The organism is Arthrobacter sp. Y3221048 (genome assembly GCF_059092685.1).
The window spans coordinates 811,579-830,973 of record NZ_JBNHHX010000002.1; the positions used below are offsets into that span (position 1 = coordinate 811,579).

The window sequence follows — 19,395 nt, forward strand, 5'->3', positions numbered from 1 at the left end:
GCCAGTGCGCGCTCAGGATGCCGGGGCCGGCACGCAGCCGCAGGCCGGGTGCGGCGGATAGGCGTGCCGCGACACGGTGCCGTCGCCGCTGTCGAGTTTGAGCACGGCGGAAAAACTGCCGGGCTGGTTCCGCCCGTCCAGGAACAGCAGTGCCTGCATCGCCGCCAGCCCGGCCGCGGCTACCGACTGCGATACTTCGTCGGCCGGGCCCCGGTCTGCCGCCGGCGCGAACGGACGGCTGGTTAACCGGGCAACGACGTCGGGCCACGCCGGATCGGCGTCGGCGCGGTGCAGTTCCACGCAGCCAAGGCAGCTTGTCTGACCGGGAACCACCAACGGCCCGATCAGGGTGTCCTGCTCGCGCACCAGGACGCTCAGGTGGGGGTGGCCCCGGCTCATGAGCGCCGCGGCGACCCGGGGGTCGGGCACGTCGCGGTCCACGTAGACGGCCAGGCTGAGCGCCCGCGGAAAGATGCCCGCGGCGCCCTGCTCCGCGGTCGCGCCGGGCAAGAGGTGGCAGGAGACCGTGGGATCGATCTGGTGCACCGCCCGCCGCACGGCCTGCCCGCGGCCCAGGCCGATGTCGGCGACCCGGAAGGCCCCGGAACCGACATCCGACGGGCCGGCCACCGCCGGGTCCTCCAGCAGAAGAGTGCCGACGCCGGCCGCCGCCAGGGCGGTGGCCAACGCTGCGCCGGTGCGTCCCAGCCCGATCAGTTGCACTATGCAGCGGCCGCGGGCGGCGAGCTGTCCTTCACCGTCGGCCGAGTAGACCGCCGACCAACGGCGCGCATCCGGCGCGAGCCGGTCGGCGCGCAAACCGGACAGGCGTTCCCCGCCGGAGTCCGGCAACAGGACCGGTGCCAGCGCCGCCAGCAGCGACGCGGCCCGCTCCTTATCCAGGCCGCAGCCTGCCCGTACGTCGTCCAGATCGGCCGATTCGATCCCCTGGCACAGCCGGCGCAGGAAGCGCCGGTCCGCTTCCCCGGTTCCCTCGATCACCAGTCCGCCGGCACCCAGGCCGAACTGGACGCTGCCCGCGGCGCCTTCGAGCGTGCGCAGGCCGGGATTGATCCTCAACTGTGCCACCGCCACCCTCCTCGCCGCCAGCCCGTGGTCCGGGCGCGTCCCGGTCCTCCATGCTGGCACGGCGGTGGCAGGCGCCGGACGGTTATCCACAGAAAACGGGCAGCGGGCGTTCGCGGATGCGGACGGTCGGAGACACCCGGTAACCTCATCGCATGTCCCGAGCAGAACAGACCCAGGAATTCCCCGACACCGCAACGCCTACGCGGCCGGTGCCACTGGTGGCCGGCACGGGGGAGCGGGTGGCCCTGACCACATCCAACGGCGCCCCCGTGGTGGTCAAACGGTCCGCGCGCCGGCGCCGGACCGTCTCGGCCGCCTGGCGGGACGGAGCCGCCGTGATTTCCATTCCCGGCCATTTTTCGCAGGCGCAGGAACGGGAGTGGGTGCAGCGGATGCTGGCCAGGCTCGAGACGCGCAGCTCCCGTCCGGCGGGACGGACCGCTGCGAGCGACACGGACCTGGCCCGGCACGCAGCGGAGCTGTCGCAGCGTTACCTGGCCGGCAACGCCATCCCGACCAGCATCCGGTGGGTTTCCAACCAGAACGACCGCTGGGGGTCGGCGACGCCGGCACGGGGCACCATCCGCATCTCGGACAAGATCAAGGACATGCCCGGCTGGGTCATCGACTATGTGATCCTGCACGAGCTCGCGCACCTGCTGGAGGCAGGCCACGGCCCGCGCTTCTGGCAATTGCTGCAGGCCTATCCGCAGCTGGAACTGGCCAAGGCCTTCCTCTCCGGCGCGGCCTTTGCCATGGGCCGCGGCCTACAGGACGAGGACGATGTGGACGGCGCCGGGGCCGCCGAAAGCGACAGCTAGCTCCGGTCTCCGTTTCCGGTACCTTCCGGCACTGCCGTCGGCGGTGCCGGAGGGACAGCTAGCTCCGGTCTCCGTTTCCGGTACCCTCCGGACCGCCGTCTCCGGTACCGGAGTCCTCACCGTCGGCGGGCCCGTCCGGGCCGCCATCGGCGGTACCGTCCGGCTTCCCGGCATCGCCCTCGCCGGGCTGCTCTTCGAATCCGCCGCTCAGGAGCTTTTGCAGGGCCTCGTCGACTTCTGCCTCGGAGGCGTCCAGCAGTTTCCGGCGGGCGCTGAAGCCGGCAGGATCGTCCAGATCCTCCGCGGTCGGCAGCAGGTCGGGGTGGTGCCAGATCGCGTCGCGCCCCTCGACCCCGCGTTCCTCCTTAAGGGCGGACCACAGGGCGGCCGCATCCCGCAAGCGGCGGGGCCGCAGCTCAAGTCCGACCAGTGCGGCGAAGGCGTGTTCCGACGGGCCGCCGGTGGCGCGCCGCCGCCGGACCGTTTCGCGCAGCGCCGGGGCGGAGGGCAGGTTGGCCGCCGCGCTGGCGGTGAGCTCGTCCACCCAGCCCTCGACCAGCGCGAGCGCTGTTTCCAGCTTGGCCAGGGCGGCCTCCTGGTCCGGCGTGCGCTTCGGCATGAACACCCCCTGCGAGAGTGCCTGCTGCATGGATTCGGGGTTGGTGGGATCCAGGTCGCGGGCCACTTCCTCGATCCGCCCCATGTCGATGTGGATGCCGCGGGCATAGCTTTCGATGGCGCCCAGCAAATAGCCGGACAGCCACGGGACGTGGGTGAACAAGCGGGTGTGCGCAGCTTCCCGGATCGCCAGGAAGAGCAGCACGTCCTGCCCGGGGATGTCCAGGCCCTCGCCGAAGGACTTAACGTTGGCCGGCAGCAGGGCCATCTTGCCCTCCACCAGCGGGACACCGATGTCGGTGGAACTGACCACATCCTTGGCCAAGGCCCCGACAGCCTGGCCCAGCTGCATGCCGAACATCGCGCCGCCGAGGTTCTGCAGCATGGAATGCGCCCCACCGAGCATCTGCTTCATTTCCTCCGGCACCTGCTCGGTCAGCGCACTGGTCAGCGCGAAGGCGATGCTGTTGGCGACCGGCTCCGTCAGCCGCTTCCAGGTCGGCAGCGTTGCCTCAACCCACTCGGCACGGGACCAGGCCCTGCCGATCAGGCCGGTGCCGGGCATGCTCGTCACCGGATCAAGCCACATCTCGGCCAGCCGGAGCGCTTCGTCGACGGCGCGGCCCTGTGCTGACGAGACGGACGGATCGCTGTCCGAGGCCGCCACCTTGCGGGCGCTTTCATGGGCCAGTTTCCAGTTGACAGGACCTTCGGCGGGGGCACTCATCATCGCCTGGACCTGCTGGAACATCTGCGCAAGGGCATTCGGGTCGGAAGGCAGTCCTGCCGCCTTGGCAATTTCCGCGGGATCCATTGCCCCGGCCTGGCCGCCGAAGAGCTTGGCGAACATCTCCGCCAGCGGATCCTGCGGGTCGTCGTCGGGCTGCTTAGGGGTCATCACTACCACCGGTCCTCGAGGGTTGGAGCGGGCACGGGTCGAGCGGCTGCCGGGGAGGCGGCGGGGGCTGTGCCCGGGATGTTGCGTGAGTCCCACGTTACCGGCAGCCGGGATTCCTTGTCGCGCCGGAGAAGGGCAGTTCGCTCAAGGCCGAGCAGCGCAGCACCACCGATGCCGGGCCGACGGCGTACGCTAGAGCAGGCGCCGCGAGCGCCGTCGGGCGGCAGCGCGTGAGGTGTGCGACCCGGACAGCAGCGAGAGGGAAACCAGCAGGTGACACAGTCCACCAACAAGGGCACCGAGCACGGCACGGACGGCTGGGCCGCCAACGCTCCCGGTCCGCAGCCGGCCGCGCCGCAGGCCCGAAACCGCAGGCAGCCGGTCATGGCGACCGCCGCCGTCGTTGCCGTCGTGGCCGGTGCGGCAGGGCTGGCGCTGCCGGCAGGCTACGTCATCGAGATACCCGGTCCTGCCATCAACACCATCGGTGAGGTCTCCGGCACCCCGCTGATCGAGGTTCCGGACCGCCCCACCTACGAGACTTCCGGTGCCCTGGACCTGACGACGGTGTACGTGGAAGGCGGGCCCAACTCGAACGTCAACATGCTGCAGGTCCTGGCCGCCTGGCTCCACCCCCAGCGCAGCGTGGCACCGGCCGACCTGGTCTATCCGCCGGACGTGACGCAGGACGACATCCAGCAGCAAAACGCGGCGTTGATGGCGTCGTCGCAGGAGTCATCGGTCGCGGCTGCCCTGACCCAGTTGGACGTGGAGTACTCGCAGACCCTCTCGGTCGCCGACTTCACCCCGGACGCGGCGGCGGCAGGAGTATTGGAGCTGCAGGACGCGATCCGGACCATCAACGGCCGGCCGGTCACCGGTATCGAGGTGCTGCGCGAGGAGCTCAACGCCAGCGCGGGCGCCCCGGTGGAACTGGGCATCGCGCGCGACGGCCGCGAGGAAACCGTGGATGTGGCACCGCAGGCCAACGACGAGGGCGACTACCAGCTGGGCGTCCTGCTGGGCACCGAATTCGACTTCCCGTTCGAGGTGAAGATCCAGCTGGACAACGTGGGCGGCCCCAGCGCCGGCATGATGTTCGCGCTTGGCATCATCGACACCCTGACGGAAGGGGAAATGACGGGCGGGAAACACTTTGCCGGGACCGGCACCATCGACGCGGAGGGCACCGTCGGGCCGATCGGCGGGATCCGGCAGAAAATGATCGGCGCCCGGGAAGCCGGCGCCACCGTGTTCCTGGCGCCGGAAGCAAATTGCGCGCAGGTGGCCGGCCGCGTCCCGGAAGGGCTGCAGGTTGTCCCGGTGGCGACGCTGGACGACGCCGTTGAAGCCGTGACGTCGATCGGCGAGGGCGGCGACGCAGCCGCCCTGCCCGGCTGCAGCTGATTCGTTTCAGCAGCGGCCCGGTCACATTCCGGCAACAGTGCCGGCCCGTCCCGGCGCCGCGGTTCGCCGGGGCCGGTGTTGACAAGGCAGAATGGGAACGGAACCCTCCGAGGCGTCCGTTCGTGGCATCTAGGGGGAGTGTCCCCAGCAGCGGCGGTTTCGCCGTGATGCCACGCATGTAGACAACGAGGTAACGAGTGACGTTCGGACAAGACCGGTCTTACGGCGACCGGCCAACACCGCTTAGCAGTCCTGGCAAGAAACGTTCCGCATTGGTGCCCACCCTGATCGTGGTGGCCGTCCTGGTAGTGGGCTTCGTCTTCTTCTCCCAAATCTACGCAGACATCCTCTGGTACAACCAGCTGGGCTACCTGGAAGTCATGCTCAAGGAAACCGGCACCAAGATTGCCATCTTCCTGATTGCCTTCCTGATCATGGGCCTTGCCGTCTACTTCAGCCTGCGAATGGCCTACCGTTCGCGCCCGGTGTACGCGCCGGACAGCTCGCTGCAGGACAACCTGAACCGTTACCAGCAGCAGCTGGAGCCGGTGCGGCGTTTGCTGATGATAGGCATCCCGGTAGTCCTGGCCGGGTTCGCCGGCACCGCCGCCGCCTCGGCGTGGCAGACCGTCCTGCTGTTCTTCAACCAGCAGCCGTTTGGCCAGACCGATCCGCAGTTCGGCCTGGACTACAGCTTCTACATGAACACCCTGCCGTTCCTGGGCTTCATCAACGGCTTCCTGATCAGCGTGGTGCTGATTGCCGGCATCGCCGGGCTGCTGACCCACTACCTCTACGGCGGGATCCGGCTGGAGGACAAGGGGTTCTTCGCCTCCACCGCGGCGAAGATCCATGTGGCCGTCTTTGCCGCACTGTTCCTCATCCTGCAGGGCGTCAACTACTGGCTGGACCGCTACGCCACCGTGCAGTCCGACGCCGGAAACTGGACCGGTGCGCTGTACACCGACGTCAACGCCGTGATTCCCACCAAGGCCATTCTGGCCGTCGCCGCCGTGCTGGTGGCCATCCTCTTCATCGTCTCGGCCTTCATCGGCCGCTGGCGGCTGCCGATCGTCGGTACCGCCATGCTGATCGTCACCGCCATCCTCGCCGGCGGGGTCTACCCGTGGATCGTCCAGCGCTTCCAGGTGATTCCGAATGAGCAGGACGTCGAGGCCCAGTACATCGAACGCAACATCGGCCTCACGCGCCTGGCGTACGGTCTGGACGACGTCCAGACCATGAACTACGAAGCCACGGTGGACGCGGAAGCCGGCGCGCTGCGCGAGGACGCCGAGACGACGGCGAATATCCGCCTGCTGGATCCGAACCTGGTGTCGGACGCGTTCGCGCAGCTGGAGCAGTTCCGCCAGTACTACCAGTTCGACGAGACGCTCAACGTGGACCGCTACACGGTCGACGGCGAGGTGCAGGACACCGTCATTGCCGTCCGCGAACTGAACACCGCGGGCGTGCCGGCCGGCTGGGTGAACGAGCACCTGCTCTACACCCATGGCTACGGCGTGGTTGCGGCCGCCGGGTCCCGCGTGGAGCCGGACGGCAAACCGTCCTTCATGCTCTCCGGGATTCCGTCGCAGGGCGTGTTGGGCGACGACTCGACCTACGAACCCAGGATCTACTTCGGCGAAGCATCTCCGGACTACTCGATCGTCGGTGCGCCCGAGGGCAGCACTCCGATCGAAATCGACCGGCCGCAGAGCGCCAATGCAGAAACCGATACCCGGAACACGTTCGACGGCGATGGCGGTCCCAACATCGGCAACTGGTTCAACCGGTTGGTCTACGCCCTGAAATTCCAGTCGACCGACCTGATGCTGTCGGACGCGGTCAACTCGGAGTCGCAGATCCTCTACGACCGCGATCCGCGCCAGCGTATCGAAAAGGTCGCTCCGTACCTGACGGTGGACGGCAACGCCTACCCCGCCATCGTTGACGGCCGCGTGAAGTGGATCGTGGATGCCTACACCACCAGCGAGCACTTCCCGTACTCGACTCCCCAGCAGCTGGAGTCGGCCACCATTGACTCCGGGACCACCGGGGGCGCCACCGTGGCGCTGCCGGCGGAGGAAGTCAACTACATCCGCAATGCCGTCAAGGCAACGGTGGACGCCTACGACGGGTCCGTGAACCTGTACGCGTGGGATGACCAGGATCCGCTGCTCAAGGCCTGGACGAACGTGTTCCCGACGACGATCAAGCCGTACAGCGAAATGTCGGCCGACCTGATGGCACACGTGCGCTACCCGGAGGACCTGTTCAAGGTGCAGCGGGAGCTGCTCACCAGGTACCACGTGACCAACGTCAACCGCTTCTACGAGAACTCCGATGCCTGGAGTGTTCCCACGGATCCGACGCTGGGCGAGGGATCGACCGTCAAGCAGCCGCCGTACTACCTGTCCCTGCAGATGCCCAACCAGGACGCGGCGTCCTTCTCGCTGACCACGCCGTTCATTCCGTTTGCCGTTCCCGGCGAGCAGGCACGCAACGTGCTGTACGGGTTCCTTTCCGCCAACGCGGACGCGGGCACCGGCGAGGACGGTGTGAAGTCCGAGGACTACGGCACGCTGCGGCTGCTCGAACTGCCGCGCGACATCACCGTGCCCGGTCCGGGCCAGGCGCAGAACCTGTTCAACTCGGACACCGAAGTCTCGCAGGCGCTGAACCTGCTGCGCCAGGGTGCTTCCGAGGTGAAGAACGGCAACCTGCTCAGCCTGCCGGTCGGCGGGGGCATGCTGTACGTGCAGCCGGTCTACGTCCAGTCCTCCGGCGCTTCCTCCTACCCGATCCTGCGCCGGGTGCTGGTGAGCTTCGGTGAGGAAGTCGGCTTCGCCCCGACGCTGTCCGAAGCCTTGGATCAGGTGTTCCAAGGCGACTCGGGTGCCACCACCGGCGACGAAGAGAACGTCGGTGAGACACCGGCGACGCCGGACGCTCCGGAAACCAGCGCCGAGGAGGATCTGCAGGCGGCCCTGCAGGCGGCGCGCACCGCGATCCAGGAGGGACAGGCCGCGCTGGCGGAGGGCGACTTCGCCGCCTACGGCGAGGCCCAGGAGCGGCTGCAGGCGGCGCTGCAGGACGCCATCGACGCCGAGGCAGCGATCTCCGGTGCCACCCCCGAAGGCGGCGCAGAGGGGGCAACGGAGCAGCCTTCTCCGGAGGCGACCGAGGGCAACTGACCGATTTGCTTCGCTACCCCGCGGCCGGTAATGTATTCACTGCGCCGCGGGGTGGAGCAGTTCGGTAGCTCGCTGGGCTCATAACCCAGAGGTCAGAGGTTCAAATCCTCTCCCCGCAACCAAGAGCTAAGGCCCCGTCCGATGTCATATCGGGCGGGGCTTTTGCGTGTCCGGGACCACAACCCGGGCCGGTAGAATGGTTTCACCCGTCCCCGATTTTCCCTCGGAAAGATCGTTGTTGTCCCATGCTGGAATCAGTGAGCAGCTACGCCCTGGCCGCCGGAGTGGCAGCCTTGTTCAATCCATGCAGTCTGCTCCTGTTGCCGGCTTGGCTCCTGACGGTCGCCGTGGGCAGCTGGCGCACCCCGCCCGCTGCTGCCGTGCGCCGGTCCGCACTGTCCGCGCTTGTCTTGACCGGCGGCTACATGACGTCCTTCTCGTCGGCGCTGCTGGCCGCAGGAAATCCGGCAACCGCTGCCGGCGTCCTGGCCTACATTTCGGCCGGGACCGGGATGCTGCTGGTCCTGCTGGCGTCCTTCCTGGTGGCAGGCGGGCGTGTCCGGCTGTTGCAGGCAGCTGCGGCGGGGGGCGGATCATTAGTCCGGCTCAGCGGGATGGCTGTTGCCGGGGCGGTAGTCGGGCTGGCATCACTCGCGCCACAGCTGCCGGAATTGCTGGCCGCGGCCGGGGAGCAGGGCGCAGCCGAAGCCCCTGTCGCCGGCTTGGCCGCCTACGTTCTGGGCCTGCTCGCCAGTTTCGGGCTGCTGTGCGCCGCTGCGTCGTCGCTCGGGGCCGGCGCCGGCCGCCGGTGGCCCGAGGCCGGGACACTGCTGGAAAAGGCCCAGGGTTACCTGCTGCTGCTCGCCGGGCTGGGCACCGCCTACTACGCCTTTTTCGCTGTCCGGAATGCCGCAGGGCACGAGGTCGAGGACCGGCTGATCGACGCCGCGCACGGCGTCCACGGGTTGCTCACCGACGCGCTGCAGGCCGTCCCCGCCTGGTTGGTTCCGGCTGCCTACCTGGCACTGACCGGCTGGTTCCTGCTGCGCAGGCGGCGTCCCGGGCCCGAGGAAACAGGGTCCGGGCCGGACCAGGCCGCCACCCCTGCTCCTGCCGTGGCGCCGGCCGCGCAGGCCGTGCCGGCGGTCCCCAAGGCGGGGTCCCGCCGTCGTCCGCCGCAGCAGGACGGGGGAGCGGCCGCAGCACCGCGGGGGCGGAGTGCCCGTGTGCCGGACGCAGCGGAGCACCGTCCCCGGCATTACAATCCCAAGGCCCTGCGCCGCGCGCGGGCCGTTGCCTCCCGGCCGGGGGGCTTCACCGGCCGCCGCCTTCTCCGGGTCGTAAAGCCGCGCCGTTGACGCGGTCGGACCACCCCGTGAACAGGGTCCCGTGGCCCCACAAGAAAGCTCCGGGCCACACCAGGGAAGGTGCGGCCCGGAGCCATTCATGCGTGAGGGCCTGGACGGCTGGTGCTCAGTAGCTTTCTGAGGTAGTTTCCTTGCCGGCCTCCAGCGACGACGGGGCCGGGCTGGTGCCGGACTTCAGCGCTGCCAAGCGGGCCTCCACCTCCGTCTGCTCGCCGAGGTCTTCCAGGCTCTCGAACTGGGCATCCAGGCTGGAAGCGGAAAGCTCGGCCTGGCCGCGTACCTTTGCTTCCTCGCGGCGGATTTTCTCCTCGAAGCGGCCGACTTCGCTGGTCGGATCCAGGATGTCGATGCTCTTGATGGCGTCGTGGACCTGCGACTGGGCCTGCGCGGTCTTGGCGCGGGCGATCAGCTCATCGCGCTTGTTCTGCAGCTCGTTGAGCTTGGACTTCATCTGGTTGAGGCCCTGCTTGAGCTTTTCGACGATTTCGGTCTGCGAGGAGATCGTCGGCTCGGCGCCCTTGGCTTCGTTCTCGGAGGAGATCTGGCGCTGGATCGCCACCTTGGCGAGGTTGTCGAACTTCTCGGCGTCGGCGGCGTGGCCCGAGGTGCGGTATTCGTCGGCCTTGCGGCTGGCGGCCAAGGCCTTGGCGCCCCAGCTGCGGGCGTTCTCGAGGTCTTCGTTGTAGTCGTCCTGCAGCATGCGCAGGTTGCCGATGGTCTGCGCGACGGCGCTTTCGGCTTCCGCAATGTTGTTCGTGTAGTCGCGGACCATCTGGTCCAGCATCTTCTGCGGATCCTCCGCCTGGTCGAGCAGGGCGTTGATGTTTGCCTTGGCCAGCTGGGCCATGCGGCCGAATATTGAGTGCTTTACCACGGTGATGCCTTTCGATCGGGATTACTCGAACTGTTTGCCTTCCAGGCAGCCCACATGGCTGCCCGGCCTGTCGGTCTAGAAGTTGCCGCCGGCGCCGCCTCCGTCGCCGAAGCCACCGAAGCCGCCGCCGCCACCGCCGAACCCGCCGAAGCCGCCGCCGCCGAAAACGTCACCGCCTCCGCCGCCCCCGAAGATTCCGCCGCCGCCGTGCGAGCCGTGGCCGCCGTGCAGGATGGAATCGATGAGGATGCCGCCGAGGATCGCCCCGCCCAAGCCGCCGCCGCGACCGCCGAACATCCCGCCGCCGCCGAAGCCGCCCATGCCGCCGCCGAAACCGTCCACATCCTCCTGGGCCATCTGGCTGGCCTGCTGTGCCAAGGCATTGGCTTGGCGGGCATAGTTGAGCGCCTGCTCCGGATCCGAGTCGGCGATGGCCAGCGCATGGTCGAGGTTCCGTTCCGCCTCGGCCAGCCGTGTGCGTGCCTCGCTGCGAACGCCGCCGCGCCGGGCCTGAATGTAGTCCGACGTGCCGGAAATCTGCGCCTGCGCGGACATGATGGCGTGTTGCAGGGCCTCACGGGCACGCCGGTTGCGGTCCTGGGCGTCCCGGATCCCGGAGAGCGAGGCATCCAGGGGCTCCATGGCTGCCTCCAGCCGCTGCACCATCATGATCGGATCGACGCGTCCCCCGGCGACCTCCTGCCGGACCGCGGACACCGCAGCTTCCAGCCCGGCCAAGGGGCCCGTCAGCTCGGGGTGCTGCCCCGAGGCGATGATGGCCCTGGCCTGGGCGATGTCCTGCGTCGCGTCGGCGATGGTGCGGTCCATGCTGTTCCGGGCGTCGTCGAGGTCCTTGGCCGTCTTGGCGATGGCCTCCAAGAGGATGTTGGCCTGGTGCAGGCTCTCCTCGGCCGCACGCACGGCAATCACGGCGGCGCTGCGGTCTCCTTCGTCGAGCTTGTCCTGCGCGGTGTTGGCTGCGTTCTCGACGAAATCCAGCCGCTCCCCGGCCTGGCCGATGTTGTCGGCCACCTGTTGCAGCGCGCTGTCGGCAAAACGGGCGCGAAGCTCCCGCAGCCGGGCCGTGCCGTCATCCAGCCTGCCGCGGGTTTCCCGGGCGGCGGCCCGGGCCCGCTCGAGCGCCTGCGGTGCGGTTTTTTCCAGCTCCCGCAGCGCGTCGAAGTCCTCTTTGTGTGCCTGGAGGGAATCGTTGACCGCCTCGCAGCGGCGGATGATGTCGCCGAGCCAGGCACGCTGCTCTTCTTCGGTGTCCGGAATATGGTCATCGAGCTGCTGCTGCAGCTTGAAGGACTCCATCATGTGGGACTTGGCCGCGGTGATGTCCTGGCGGAACGGCTGCACGGCTTCGTCGCCGTACTGGGCCATGGCGAAGCCCAATTCCTGCTCGCTGGACTTGATCGCGTCGTCGGCGGCCACCAGCAGGCTGCCGGCCTTCTTGCGAAGGTCCTCCACGGACATGGCGTCATGCGGATCCAGCGGCCGGCCGTCGGGGCCGGTCTGCAGCTGCGGCTGCGGGCGCTGGTTCTTGTTCCGCTTGGACCGGGCATACAGCAGTGCCGCGCCGCCGCCGACCACCACGACGCCGCCAATGAGCAGCACCGGGCCCAGCGAGCCGCCCCCGCCACCGGAATCAACGGAACCGTCGCCGCCGGTGGCAGCGTCCTCGACCGCCGCCACGGCGGTCAACGCGGCTTCCGCCCAGTCCGATTGGCCGAGGGCCGGCCGGATTGATTGCGCGATGTTCTGGTCCCGGGAGACGACGGGGTTGTCCTCGGCCGACTGGAACAGGTATTCGCGGCCGTCGACGGAAACGGCAAGCAGGCTATCGACGGAGCCCAGCGAGTTCAGCTCCGCCGTGTCCAGCACCCACTGGTCGCGGTCGGCCGGCTCGGTGAATTGATCCACGAAGACGATGTAGACGTTCAGGCCTTCGGACTGCTGCAGCTCGCGCACGGCGTCCTCGACCTCGGCCGTCCGGCCGCCCAGCACACCGGCCTGGTCCACCACGAACTCGCCCGGCGGGATGTCGACCGGCGGCACGGCGAGCGCCAGTGCTGCCGGCGCAAGGAAGACTGCCGTCAGGCCGGCTACGGCCGCCAGACGCCTGAGCGGTGAGCGCATAAAGGTCCCTTCAGCAACGCAAGCTGGGGCCGTGGCGCCCCGGCTCGTCAACGTGGTCCTGGCCCCGGCCGGGGCGGATCCACCCACTGGTGATTCTATGGTCCGCGTTTGGCACCGTCCACCACCGCCCTCCGCCGGTGGCGAACGCGGGAGCAGCCCTTTTCCCGGCTCTGGAACGCCCTGCTTCATCGTTCCACCACGGTTCGGCATCGGGCACGGCCGACGGCGGGGACCGCGGCCGCCGTGCGCATCCGGCTGGTTTCCAGAGTCCTTACAGGAAACGTGCGAGGTTATCCCAGCGAAGCCGTGCATAGTGGAGGGCAGACCAAGAAAGGACCTGCCATGAGCGAGAACAACCAGGAACCGCAGCAGCGGCCCGCCCGGCCCATGCCCCCGCTGCCGGAGAATCCGCCGGCCTCCCGTGCCGGGGAGCACCCGGCGTCAGCCGACGAGACCCAACCGTTCCGCCGCCCGGCAGCTGAGGCGGCCGGGCAGGTCCCGGCACAAGACCAGGCCCGGCAGGAGCCCCGGAACGCCACAGCCCAGCAGCCCCGGTACGGCCAGAACGCCCCGGGCACCTTCGGCCAGTATGCCGCGCCGGCCTACGGCCAGGACAACGCGGGCAGCCACGGCGGCTACGGGAGCCAAGGCCAGGGCTCCGGTCACGGCAGTGGAAGTTACGGGTCCGGCTACGGGAACGCGACAGGTTCCGGGTATGGGAACGCGACGGGCTCAGGCTCCGGTTACGGCAATGGAAGCCACGGGCTGGGCTCCGGCTACGGCTTCGGCGGCGGGCAGCCGGCCGGGGCGAGCACCAAGAAGCGTTTTGGCACCGGGACGTTGATCGCCGGGATGCTGCTGGCCGGTTTGGCGGGCGGCGGAGTCGCCGTAGGCTCGCAGGCACTGGCTGACGGCTCCGCGGGCACCGCGATTACCGGCAGCGGGCCCGAGCAGTTGATCGTGAACAACACGGACTCGGTCAACGAGATCACCGCCGCGGCGGCCAAGGCCTCGCCGAGCGTGGTGACGATCTCGGTGGCCAGCGGCAACACCGGCGGGTCCGGGTCGGGCATCATCCTGGACACGGAGGGGCATATCCTCACCAACGCGCACGTGGTGACGCTGGGTGGCCAGACTGCCAATCCCGACGTCGAGGTGCGCACCAGCGACGGCGGCGTGCACCGGGCCAAGGTGGTCGGCACCGATCCGCTGTCGGACCTGGCCGTGATCAAGACCGACGCCAAGGGCCTCACGCCCGCGACGTTTGCCGACTCGGACAAGCTCAACGTCGGCGACACCACCATTGCCATCGGCGCGCCGCTGGGCCTGGCGGGCACCGTCACCGACGGCATCGTGTCCACCTTGAGCCGCACCATCAGCGTCTCGTCCTCCGCCGTACCGGAAGATTCCGGCGACAGTGCCCAGCCCGGTCCGGGCGACCAGTGGAACTTCCAGTTCCCCGGCGAGGAACGCTCCTCGAACCAGGGCAGCATTTTCCTGAACGTGATCCAAACCGACGCGGCGATCAACCACGGCAACTCCGGCGGGCCGCTCGTGAATACCAACGGAGAGGTCATCGGCGTCAACGTGGCCATCGCGTCCTCCAGCGAGGACAGCGGCAGCATCGGCGTGGGGTTCTCCATCCCGAGCAACTACGCGCAGCGGATCGCCCAGGACCTGATCGAAGACGGGACGGCGAGCCACGGCCAACTCGGTGTGACAGTGACCGCCAAGCCCTCCGGCAATTCTTCCGGCAACACCCAGTTCTCGGTGGGGGCGGCCGTCGTGGAGGTGGTTGAGGGCTCGCCGGCACAGGAGGCCGGCCTGCAGAAGGGCGATGTCATCACCCGGGTGGAAAACCGGGTCATCGGCGACAGCCAGTCCTTGACCGCGGCCATCCGCGAACACGCCGCCGGCAGCACGGTGCAGGTCACCTACCTGCGCGGCGGCGAAGAACGCACCGCCGACGTGACCCTGGGCGAAGGCCAGGCCTGACCCGCACGTCCCCGGGGCGCACCTGCCGCCCCGGGTGGCGCACACGGCAGCGCCGCAGGTGTTTACCGCCGCGGCGTTGCCGGTAAGGTTAGGGTGTTTGCAGCGACCCGCAACACCCGCGCGGGCCGCGGACGGCGGAAGGAAGTTCAGCGAGGATGCAAAAAGCAGCAGGCACAGCCTTGAACATCGTGGTGCTGGTGAAGCACGTACCGGACGCGCAGTTCGACCGGCACCTGACCGGCGATCCGGCGACGGTGGACCGGTCGGAGAGCATCCTGTCCGAACTGGACGAATACGCCATTGAATCCGCCCTGCAGTTGGCGGAGGAGCGCGGCGGGCCGAAGGCCGGCAACCGGGTGATCGCGCTGAGCATGGGCCCGGCAGCGGCGGCCACCGCGGTGAAGAAGGCGCTGCAGATCGGCGCCACCGAAGGCCTGCACGTGAACGATGATGCCCTGGCCGGCTCGGACGCCGCCGGAACGTCGCTGGTCCTGGCGGCCGCCGTCCGCAGCCTCGGCGACGTCGACCTGGTGCTCACCGGCATGGCCTCCACCGACGGCGAAACCTCGCTGGTTCCGGCGCAGCTGGCCGAACGCCTGGGCCTGCCGCAGCTGACCTTCGCCGCCAGCCTTGAGGTGGACGGGACCACCGTGCGCGCCCGCCGGGAGGGCGATACCCACGCCGACAGCCTCGAAGCGGAACTGCCCGCGGTGGTATCGGTCACCGACCAGATCAACGAACCGCGTTACCCGAACTTCAAGGGCATCATCGCCGCCAAGAAAAAGCCCGTTGCCACCGTGTCGCTGGCGGACCTGGGCATCGAACCCAGCGCGGTCGGCACCGCAGGCGCCTGGACCGCCGTCGCCAAGGCAGAAGCGCGGCCGCCGCGGTCGCAGGGCACCATCATCACCGATGAGGGCGACGCCGGGATCCGCCTGGTGGACTTCCTGGCCGCCCAGAACCTGCTCTAGTCCGCCACGGAAACCGCGAAGGATATCGGCACCATGACTTCTGTTCTTGTCTTCATCGACCGTCCCGGCCAAGCCCTGCACAAGATCCAACGGGAACTGCTCACGCTCGCCCGCAGCATCGGAGAACCGGTGGCAGCATTGAACGGCGATCTCACCGACGCCCTGCGGACCGAGCTCGGGGAGTACGGCGTGGGCACCGTCTACGTGCCGGCCGCGGACGTGGACGGCGCCCTCGTGGCCCCGAAGTCCGCCTTCGTGGCGGCAGCTGCGCGCCAGGCCGTTCCGGCCGCGGTGCTGCTGGACAACACCTTCGAAGGCAAGGAGATCGCGGCCCGGGTCGGCATCAAGCTGTCATCCGGGGTCATCACCGACGCCATTGACGTCTCGGCCGACCTGACGGTGACCAAGAGCGTGCTGGCCGGCGCCTACACCGTGCAGGCCAATGTCACCGAAGGCACGCCGGTCATCACCGTGAAGGCCAATGTTGTGGCCGAAGCTCCGGCGGCCGAAGCGGCGGTGCCGCAGGTTGTGACGGTCGAGGCCGGGGACTTCGGCCCCGCCGCCCGCATCACCGAACGCACCGAGAAGGCCGCCAGCGGCCGGCCGGACCTGACAGAGGCACGCGTCGTCGTGGCCGGGGGCCGCGGCACCGGCGGCGATTTCTCGCCGATCGAAGACCTGGCCGACGCCCTCGGCGGGGCGGTGGGCGCGTCCCGGGCCGCCACCGATGCCGGCTGGATTGAGCACTCGGCGCAGGTGGGGCAGACCGGCAAGACCGTCTCGCCCCAGCTGTACATTTCCGCGGGCATCTCCGGGGCGATCCAGCAGAAGGCCGGCATGCAGACGGCCAAGGTGATTGTTGCGGTCAACAACGACGCCGACTCGCCGGTCTTCGAGATCGCCGACTTCGGCATCGTGGGCGACCTCGCCACCGTATTGCCGCAGGCCGCCGCCGAGATCCGCCGGCGGAAGGGCTAGCCGCGGTGACCGTTGAGGAATTCCAGCCGGAACGCGTCCTGGTCTTTGCTGCGCACCCGGACGACCTGGACTTCGGTGCCGCCGGCACCATCGCCCGCTGGACGGCAGCGGGCGTTCAGGTCAGCTACTGCATCATGACCGACGGCGACGCGGGCGGCTTCGACGAGGCCCAGCGCGCCGGAATCGTCGAACTGCGGGCAGCCGAGCAGGCCAAGGCCGCAGCGCTCGCCGGCGTCACCGACCTGCATTTCCTTCATCAACCCGACGGTTACCTGGAGCCTACCCACGACGTGATCCGCCAGGCGGTGGAACTGATGCGCCGCATCCGTCCCGACATCGTGCTCTCCATGCATCCGGAGCGCGCCTGGGACCGGATCCAGAAGAGCCACCCGGACCACCTGGCCTGCGGCGAAATCGTCACCCGCGCGATCTACCCGGCCGTGGAGAATCCCTACGCCTATCCCGAACTGCTCGAGGCAGGGCTGGCCGCCTACAAGGTGCCGTTCCTGTGGTTCTACGGCGGGCCGCGGGAGCGCGAGAACCACTACGTGGACATCACCGCCCACGTCGACACAAAGCTGGCCGCCATCCGGATCCACGCGAGCCAGCATCCGGACCTGGCCGCGATGGACGCCCGCGTGCGCCAGAACCTGGCGGAGAACGCCATGCGCGGCGGCCTGCCCGGACGCAGCGCGGAAGCCTTCCACGTGGTGGGGATCAATACGCCGGAAACCATCGCCGGATTCTGACAGGCTGTCGGCTGGCCGATCTGCCCTCGCGGCGGCACCGTGGCTGGTTGCCCCACGCGGCAGCACTGTGGCAGGCCTGCGCCGGGCGTCGCACCCGGCCTCGGCTGCGCCGGGCTACGGCGTGGCGAGCGGAATGACGACGGCGAACGGCAGGCTGGGGGACTCGGCCCCGCCGGGTGCCTCGATAGAGACCGCAAGTTCGCGGCTGGTGGAGATGCCGTCGATGACCACCGGGTTGCCCGAGGTGATGTCGGCGGCGTCGATGGTCCCGGCCGACACCGGTGCCGAGCCGTCCAGCGGAAGCCGCCAGACTTGGTACGTGCGCCCCTCGGACGCCTGGACGCCGCGGAACGTCAGGACGGCGGCGTTCTCGCGGAGCGACACCGAGGCGTCCACTGTGCCGCCTCCCTCCAGCTCCTGCTGGCTGGAGAAGACGTCCGGAGCAGCCGTGACGTCCTGGTCCGAGGTTCCGCCCAGGGTTTTCGCTACGGCGATGGCCCCCACCACCACCACGACGGCGGCCAGGGCAAGCAGCAGCCACTTGGTCACGGCCGGCATCGGCCGCCGCTCGGTGTCTTCTGATCCGCCGGTGAGCTGGTCGGCGTGCAGCACGGAGACGTCGTCATCCGGTGCGTAGTCGTTGTCCCCGGTGGAGTTACCGGGGCTGGCCAGGCGATCAGATGGCTGGGGCGTATCCATAGGTTTCAAGTCTATCCGTCCGCGGGGGAGGCAGGGTCCAGCCCGACACGCCGGGGCATCCCGTCGCGTAGGCGCTACAGTTTCGCCCCGGCAAAACCGTGCTGCCGCCAGGCCTCATAGACGGCGATGGAGGCCGAGCTGGCCAGGTTCAGCGACCGCAGCGACGGAAGCATGGGCAGGCGCAGCCGCGCCGTGACGTGCGGATCCTGCTTGACCGATGCCGGCAGCCCGACTGACTCCGGCCCGAACATCAGCACGTCGCCGGGAGCGTAGGCGACGTCTGTGTAGGAGCGCTCCCCGTCGGACGCAAAAGCGAAGACCCGCTCCGGCTGCAGGGCGTCCCACGCCGCTTCCAGGTCCGCGTGGACCCGGACCACGGCAAGATCGTGGTAGTCCAGCCCGGCGCGGCGCAGCTTGGAGTCTTCGAAGGTGAAGCCCAGCGGTTCGACCAGGTGCAGTTCGGCCCCGGTGACCGCCGCCAGCCGGATGGCGTTGCCGGTATTGCCGGGGATTTCGGGAGTGTAGAAGAGGATGCGGAACACGGATTCCATCCTAAGCGCGCCGCGGCCGCGGCCCGGCATCCGCCGTCGGGCCCGGAAGCAGGACGTCAGGCGTGCATGCCGCCCAGCAGCTTGGCGAGCGAGGGGACGTGCACGGTGTTCGGCGCCGGGCCGGAGGACAGGAACTGTTTGAGTTCGCGCACCAGCCGGGCCGCGTTGACCACGTGTACCGGGACGATCCCGTCCGGGTCGTAGCCGCGCGTGTAATCGATCACCGGTTCGTGGAGGTTGCCGTCCGCGGAGTGGATCACCGTCCAGCCGGTGACATTGAGCTCCGGAAAAAGTTCCTGCATCCTGCGCACCGCCGGTGCCAGCCTCGGCGGTTCCACGATCCGCCCGTCCTTGTGCAGGGTTCGGCCGTCCCAGCGGAAGTTCCCCCGCGGCAGCAGCATCGAATCAATCAGTGCGAGCCGGTAGCCCGCCAACAGTGCGTGGTCGATGAAGCCGTTGTCCGCCGGCGAATGCAGGCCGTTGACCAGCCGGGCGGACGGGATGGCCGGCAGGATCTGCCGGCTGATCAGCTGCACCGTCAGCGCCTCGCGGCGCAGCCTGGCTCCGGCACCGAAGATGCCACGCTTTCGCGGCACCCCGTGGATGTGCTGGCGGGCTATGCTCTCCGGCAGCGCAGGGGATTCGTCCGGGGAGCCGTAGGCGGGAACGTAGACGGGGGAGTCCGCCGCCGACGGGCCGCGTTGTCCGGGCGCAGAGTGTCGGGGACCTGGGCCGGCCGCGAAGGTTCCGGTGCCGTCCGGCGAGGCGCCCGGATCGGCGGCACCGTAGGAACGGTCATAGCGGGACCTGGCCTGCGGGTTGCTGAGGATTTCGTAGGCCAGGCTGACGCGGCGGAACTCGGCGGCGTCCCCGCCGTGGTCCGGGTGCGTGGCACGGGCGGCCCGGCGGTAGGCGGCCTTGATCTGGTGCGCCGTGGCATTGACCGGCAGCCCCAGGACGTCGTAGTGGGATAGGGGAATCACCGGCCGCCTCTCTGTAGGGTCTCGGGGTCCTGCGCGAAGCCAAGTGTAACCGCCAC

The 19,395-nt window shown here is 69.1% G+C and carries 15 protein-coding genes and 1 tRNA gene; 9 read left to right on the plus strand and 7 right to left on the minus strand.

The genetic code is table 11. The features are described from left to right. Positions 1 to 12: 12 nt before the first annotated feature. Positions 13 to 1,089: a TOMM precursor leader peptide-binding protein gene (locus AC5RVS_RS08510; RefSeq protein ID WP_494107796.1), complete on the minus strand. Its 1,077-nt coding sequence runs from the start codon at positions 1,087 to 1,089 to the stop codon at positions 13 to 15. 152 nt (positions 1,090 to 1,241) lie between these two features. On the opposite strand from AC5RVS_RS08510, the gene AC5RVS_RS08515 reads away from it, so the two are divergent. After that, entirely contained in the window at positions 1,242 to 1,910 is a 669-nt protein-coding gene (locus AC5RVS_RS08515; protein ID WP_494107797.1) for a M48 family metallopeptidase, read from the plus strand. A 58-nt stretch (positions 1,911 to 1,968) separates the two neighbouring features. On the opposite strand, the gene AC5RVS_RS08520 is transcribed toward AC5RVS_RS08515, so the two are convergent. Then, positions 1,969 to 3,426, minus strand: a complete 1,458-nt coding sequence (locus AC5RVS_RS08520; protein WP_494107880.1) for a zinc-dependent metalloprotease — start codon at positions 3,424 to 3,426, stop codon at positions 1,969 to 1,971. Between the two features lie 273 nt (positions 3,427 to 3,699). Between AC5RVS_RS08520 and AC5RVS_RS08525 the strand changes: the two genes are divergently transcribed. The 4 genes from AC5RVS_RS08525 to AC5RVS_RS08540 all read left to right on the plus strand — a co-directional run bounded on the left by AC5RVS_RS08525 (position 3,700) and on the right by AC5RVS_RS08540 (position 9,388). After that, the gene (locus AC5RVS_RS08525) at positions 3,700 to 4,833 is read left to right on the plus strand and encodes a YlbL family protein (protein ID WP_494107798.1); all 1,134 of its coding nucleotides are present in this window, start codon (positions 3,700 to 3,702) and stop codon (positions 4,831 to 4,833) included. A 272-nt stretch (positions 4,834 to 5,105) separates the two neighbouring features. Beyond that, positions 5,106 to 8,030 (plus strand): UPF0182 family membrane protein, encoded by a 2,925-nt coding sequence (locus AC5RVS_RS08530; protein ID WP_493989121.1) that lies wholly within the window; start codon positions 5,106 to 5,108, stop codon positions 8,028 to 8,030. 45 nt (positions 8,031 to 8,075) lie between these two features. Next, a tRNA-Met gene (locus AC5RVS_RS08535) sits at positions 8,076 to 8,152 on the plus strand. A gap of 135 nt (positions 8,153 to 8,287) precedes the next feature. After that, positions 8,288 to 9,388, plus strand: a complete 1,101-nt coding sequence (locus tag AC5RVS_RS08540) for a hypothetical protein (RefSeq protein WP_494107799.1) — start codon at positions 8,288 to 8,290, stop codon at positions 9,386 to 9,388. A gap of 115 nt (positions 9,389 to 9,503) precedes the next feature. Here the strand turns inward: AC5RVS_RS08540 and AC5RVS_RS08545 are convergent, their stop codons facing one another. Further along, complete coding sequence (locus AC5RVS_RS08545; RefSeq protein ID WP_493989123.1) at positions 9,504 to 10,271, minus strand: PspA/IM30 family protein; 768 nt, start codon at positions 10,269 to 10,271, stop codon at positions 9,504 to 9,506. Positions 10,272 to 10,346: 75 nt separating this feature from the next. Next, on the minus strand, positions 10,347 to 12,413 hold the full coding sequence (locus tag AC5RVS_RS08550; protein ID WP_494107800.1) for a TPM domain-containing protein: 2,067 nt from the start codon (positions 12,411 to 12,413) through the stop codon (positions 10,347 to 10,349). 342 nt (positions 12,414 to 12,755) lie between these two features. Here AC5RVS_RS08550 and AC5RVS_RS08555 point away from each other — a divergent pair, with 342 nt between their 5' ends. The 4 genes from AC5RVS_RS08555 (at position 12,756) to AC5RVS_RS08570 (ending at position 17,106) form a co-directional block, all read left to right on the plus strand. Next, positions 12,756 to 14,408: a S1C family serine protease gene (locus tag AC5RVS_RS08555; RefSeq protein ID WP_494107801.1), complete on the plus strand. Its 1,653-nt coding sequence runs from the start codon at positions 12,756 to 12,758 to the stop codon at positions 14,406 to 14,408. 155 nt (positions 14,409 to 14,563) lie between these two features. Further along, positions 14,564 to 15,379 carry an electron transfer flavoprotein subunit beta/FixA family protein gene (locus AC5RVS_RS08560; RefSeq protein ID WP_494107802.1) on the plus strand — a complete coding sequence of 272 codons (816 nt, stop codon included), beginning with the start codon at positions 14,564 to 14,566 and terminating at the stop codon, positions 15,377 to 15,379. A gap of 33 nt (positions 15,380 to 15,412) precedes the next feature. Further along, positions 15,413 to 16,357 carry an electron transfer flavoprotein subunit alpha/FixB family protein gene (locus tag AC5RVS_RS08565; protein WP_493989127.1) on the plus strand — a complete coding sequence of 315 codons (945 nt, stop codon included), beginning with the start codon at positions 15,413 to 15,415 and terminating at the stop codon, positions 16,355 to 16,357. A 5-nt stretch (positions 16,358 to 16,362) separates the two neighbouring features. Further along, positions 16,363 to 17,106, plus strand: a complete 744-nt coding sequence (locus AC5RVS_RS08570) for a PIG-L deacetylase family protein (RefSeq protein WP_494107803.1) — start codon at positions 16,363 to 16,365, stop codon at positions 17,104 to 17,106. A gap of 114 nt (positions 17,107 to 17,220) precedes the next feature. On the opposite strand, the gene AC5RVS_RS08575 is transcribed toward AC5RVS_RS08570, so the two are convergent. From AC5RVS_RS08575 to AC5RVS_RS08585, 3 genes are all read right to left on the minus strand, one after another. After that, positions 17,221 to 17,805 (minus strand): anti-sigma factor, encoded by a 585-nt coding sequence (locus AC5RVS_RS08575; RefSeq protein ID WP_493989129.1) that lies wholly within the window; start codon positions 17,803 to 17,805, stop codon positions 17,221 to 17,223. Positions 17,806 to 17,879: 74 nt separating this feature from the next. Further along, positions 17,880 to 18,347: a tRNA (cytidine(34)-2'-O)-methyltransferase gene (locus tag AC5RVS_RS08580; protein ID WP_493989130.1), complete on the minus strand. Its 468-nt coding sequence runs from the start codon at positions 18,345 to 18,347 to the stop codon at positions 17,880 to 17,882. 65 nt (positions 18,348 to 18,412) lie between these two features. Continuing rightward, positions 18,413 to 19,339 carry a J domain-containing protein gene (locus tag AC5RVS_RS08585; protein WP_493989131.1) on the minus strand — a complete coding sequence of 309 codons (927 nt, stop codon included), beginning with the start codon at positions 19,337 to 19,339 and terminating at the stop codon, positions 18,413 to 18,415. Positions 19,340 to 19,395: the final 56 nt, after the last annotated feature.

Excerpts from the sequence above, each read along its gene's own strand:
- AC5RVS_RS08515 (WP_494107797.1), top strand. The coding sequence starts at position 1,242 with ATGTCCCGAGCAGAACAGACCCAGGAATTCCCCGACACCGCAACGCCT.
- AC5RVS_RS08520 (WP_494107880.1), bottom strand. The coding sequence starts at position 3,426 with ATGACCCCTAAGCAGCCCGACGACGACCCGCAGGATCCGCTGGCGGAG.
- AC5RVS_RS08550 (WP_494107800.1), bottom strand. The coding sequence starts at position 12,413 with ATGCGCTCACCGCTCAGGCGTCTGGCGGCCGTAGCCGGCCTGACGGCA.
- AC5RVS_RS08555 (WP_494107801.1), top strand. The coding sequence starts at position 12,756 with ATGAGCGAGAACAACCAGGAACCGCAGCAGCGGCCCGCCCGGCCCATG.
- AC5RVS_RS08560 (WP_494107802.1), top strand. The coding sequence starts at position 14,564 with ATGCAAAAAGCAGCAGGCACAGCCTTGAACATCGTGGTGCTGGTGAAG.
- AC5RVS_RS08565 (WP_493989127.1), top strand. The coding sequence starts at position 15,413 with ATGACTTCTGTTCTTGTCTTCATCGACCGTCCCGGCCAAGCCCTGCAC.
- AC5RVS_RS08575 (WP_493989129.1), bottom strand. The coding sequence starts at position 17,805 with ATGGATACGCCCCAGCCATCTGATCGCCTGGCCAGCCCCGGTAACTCC.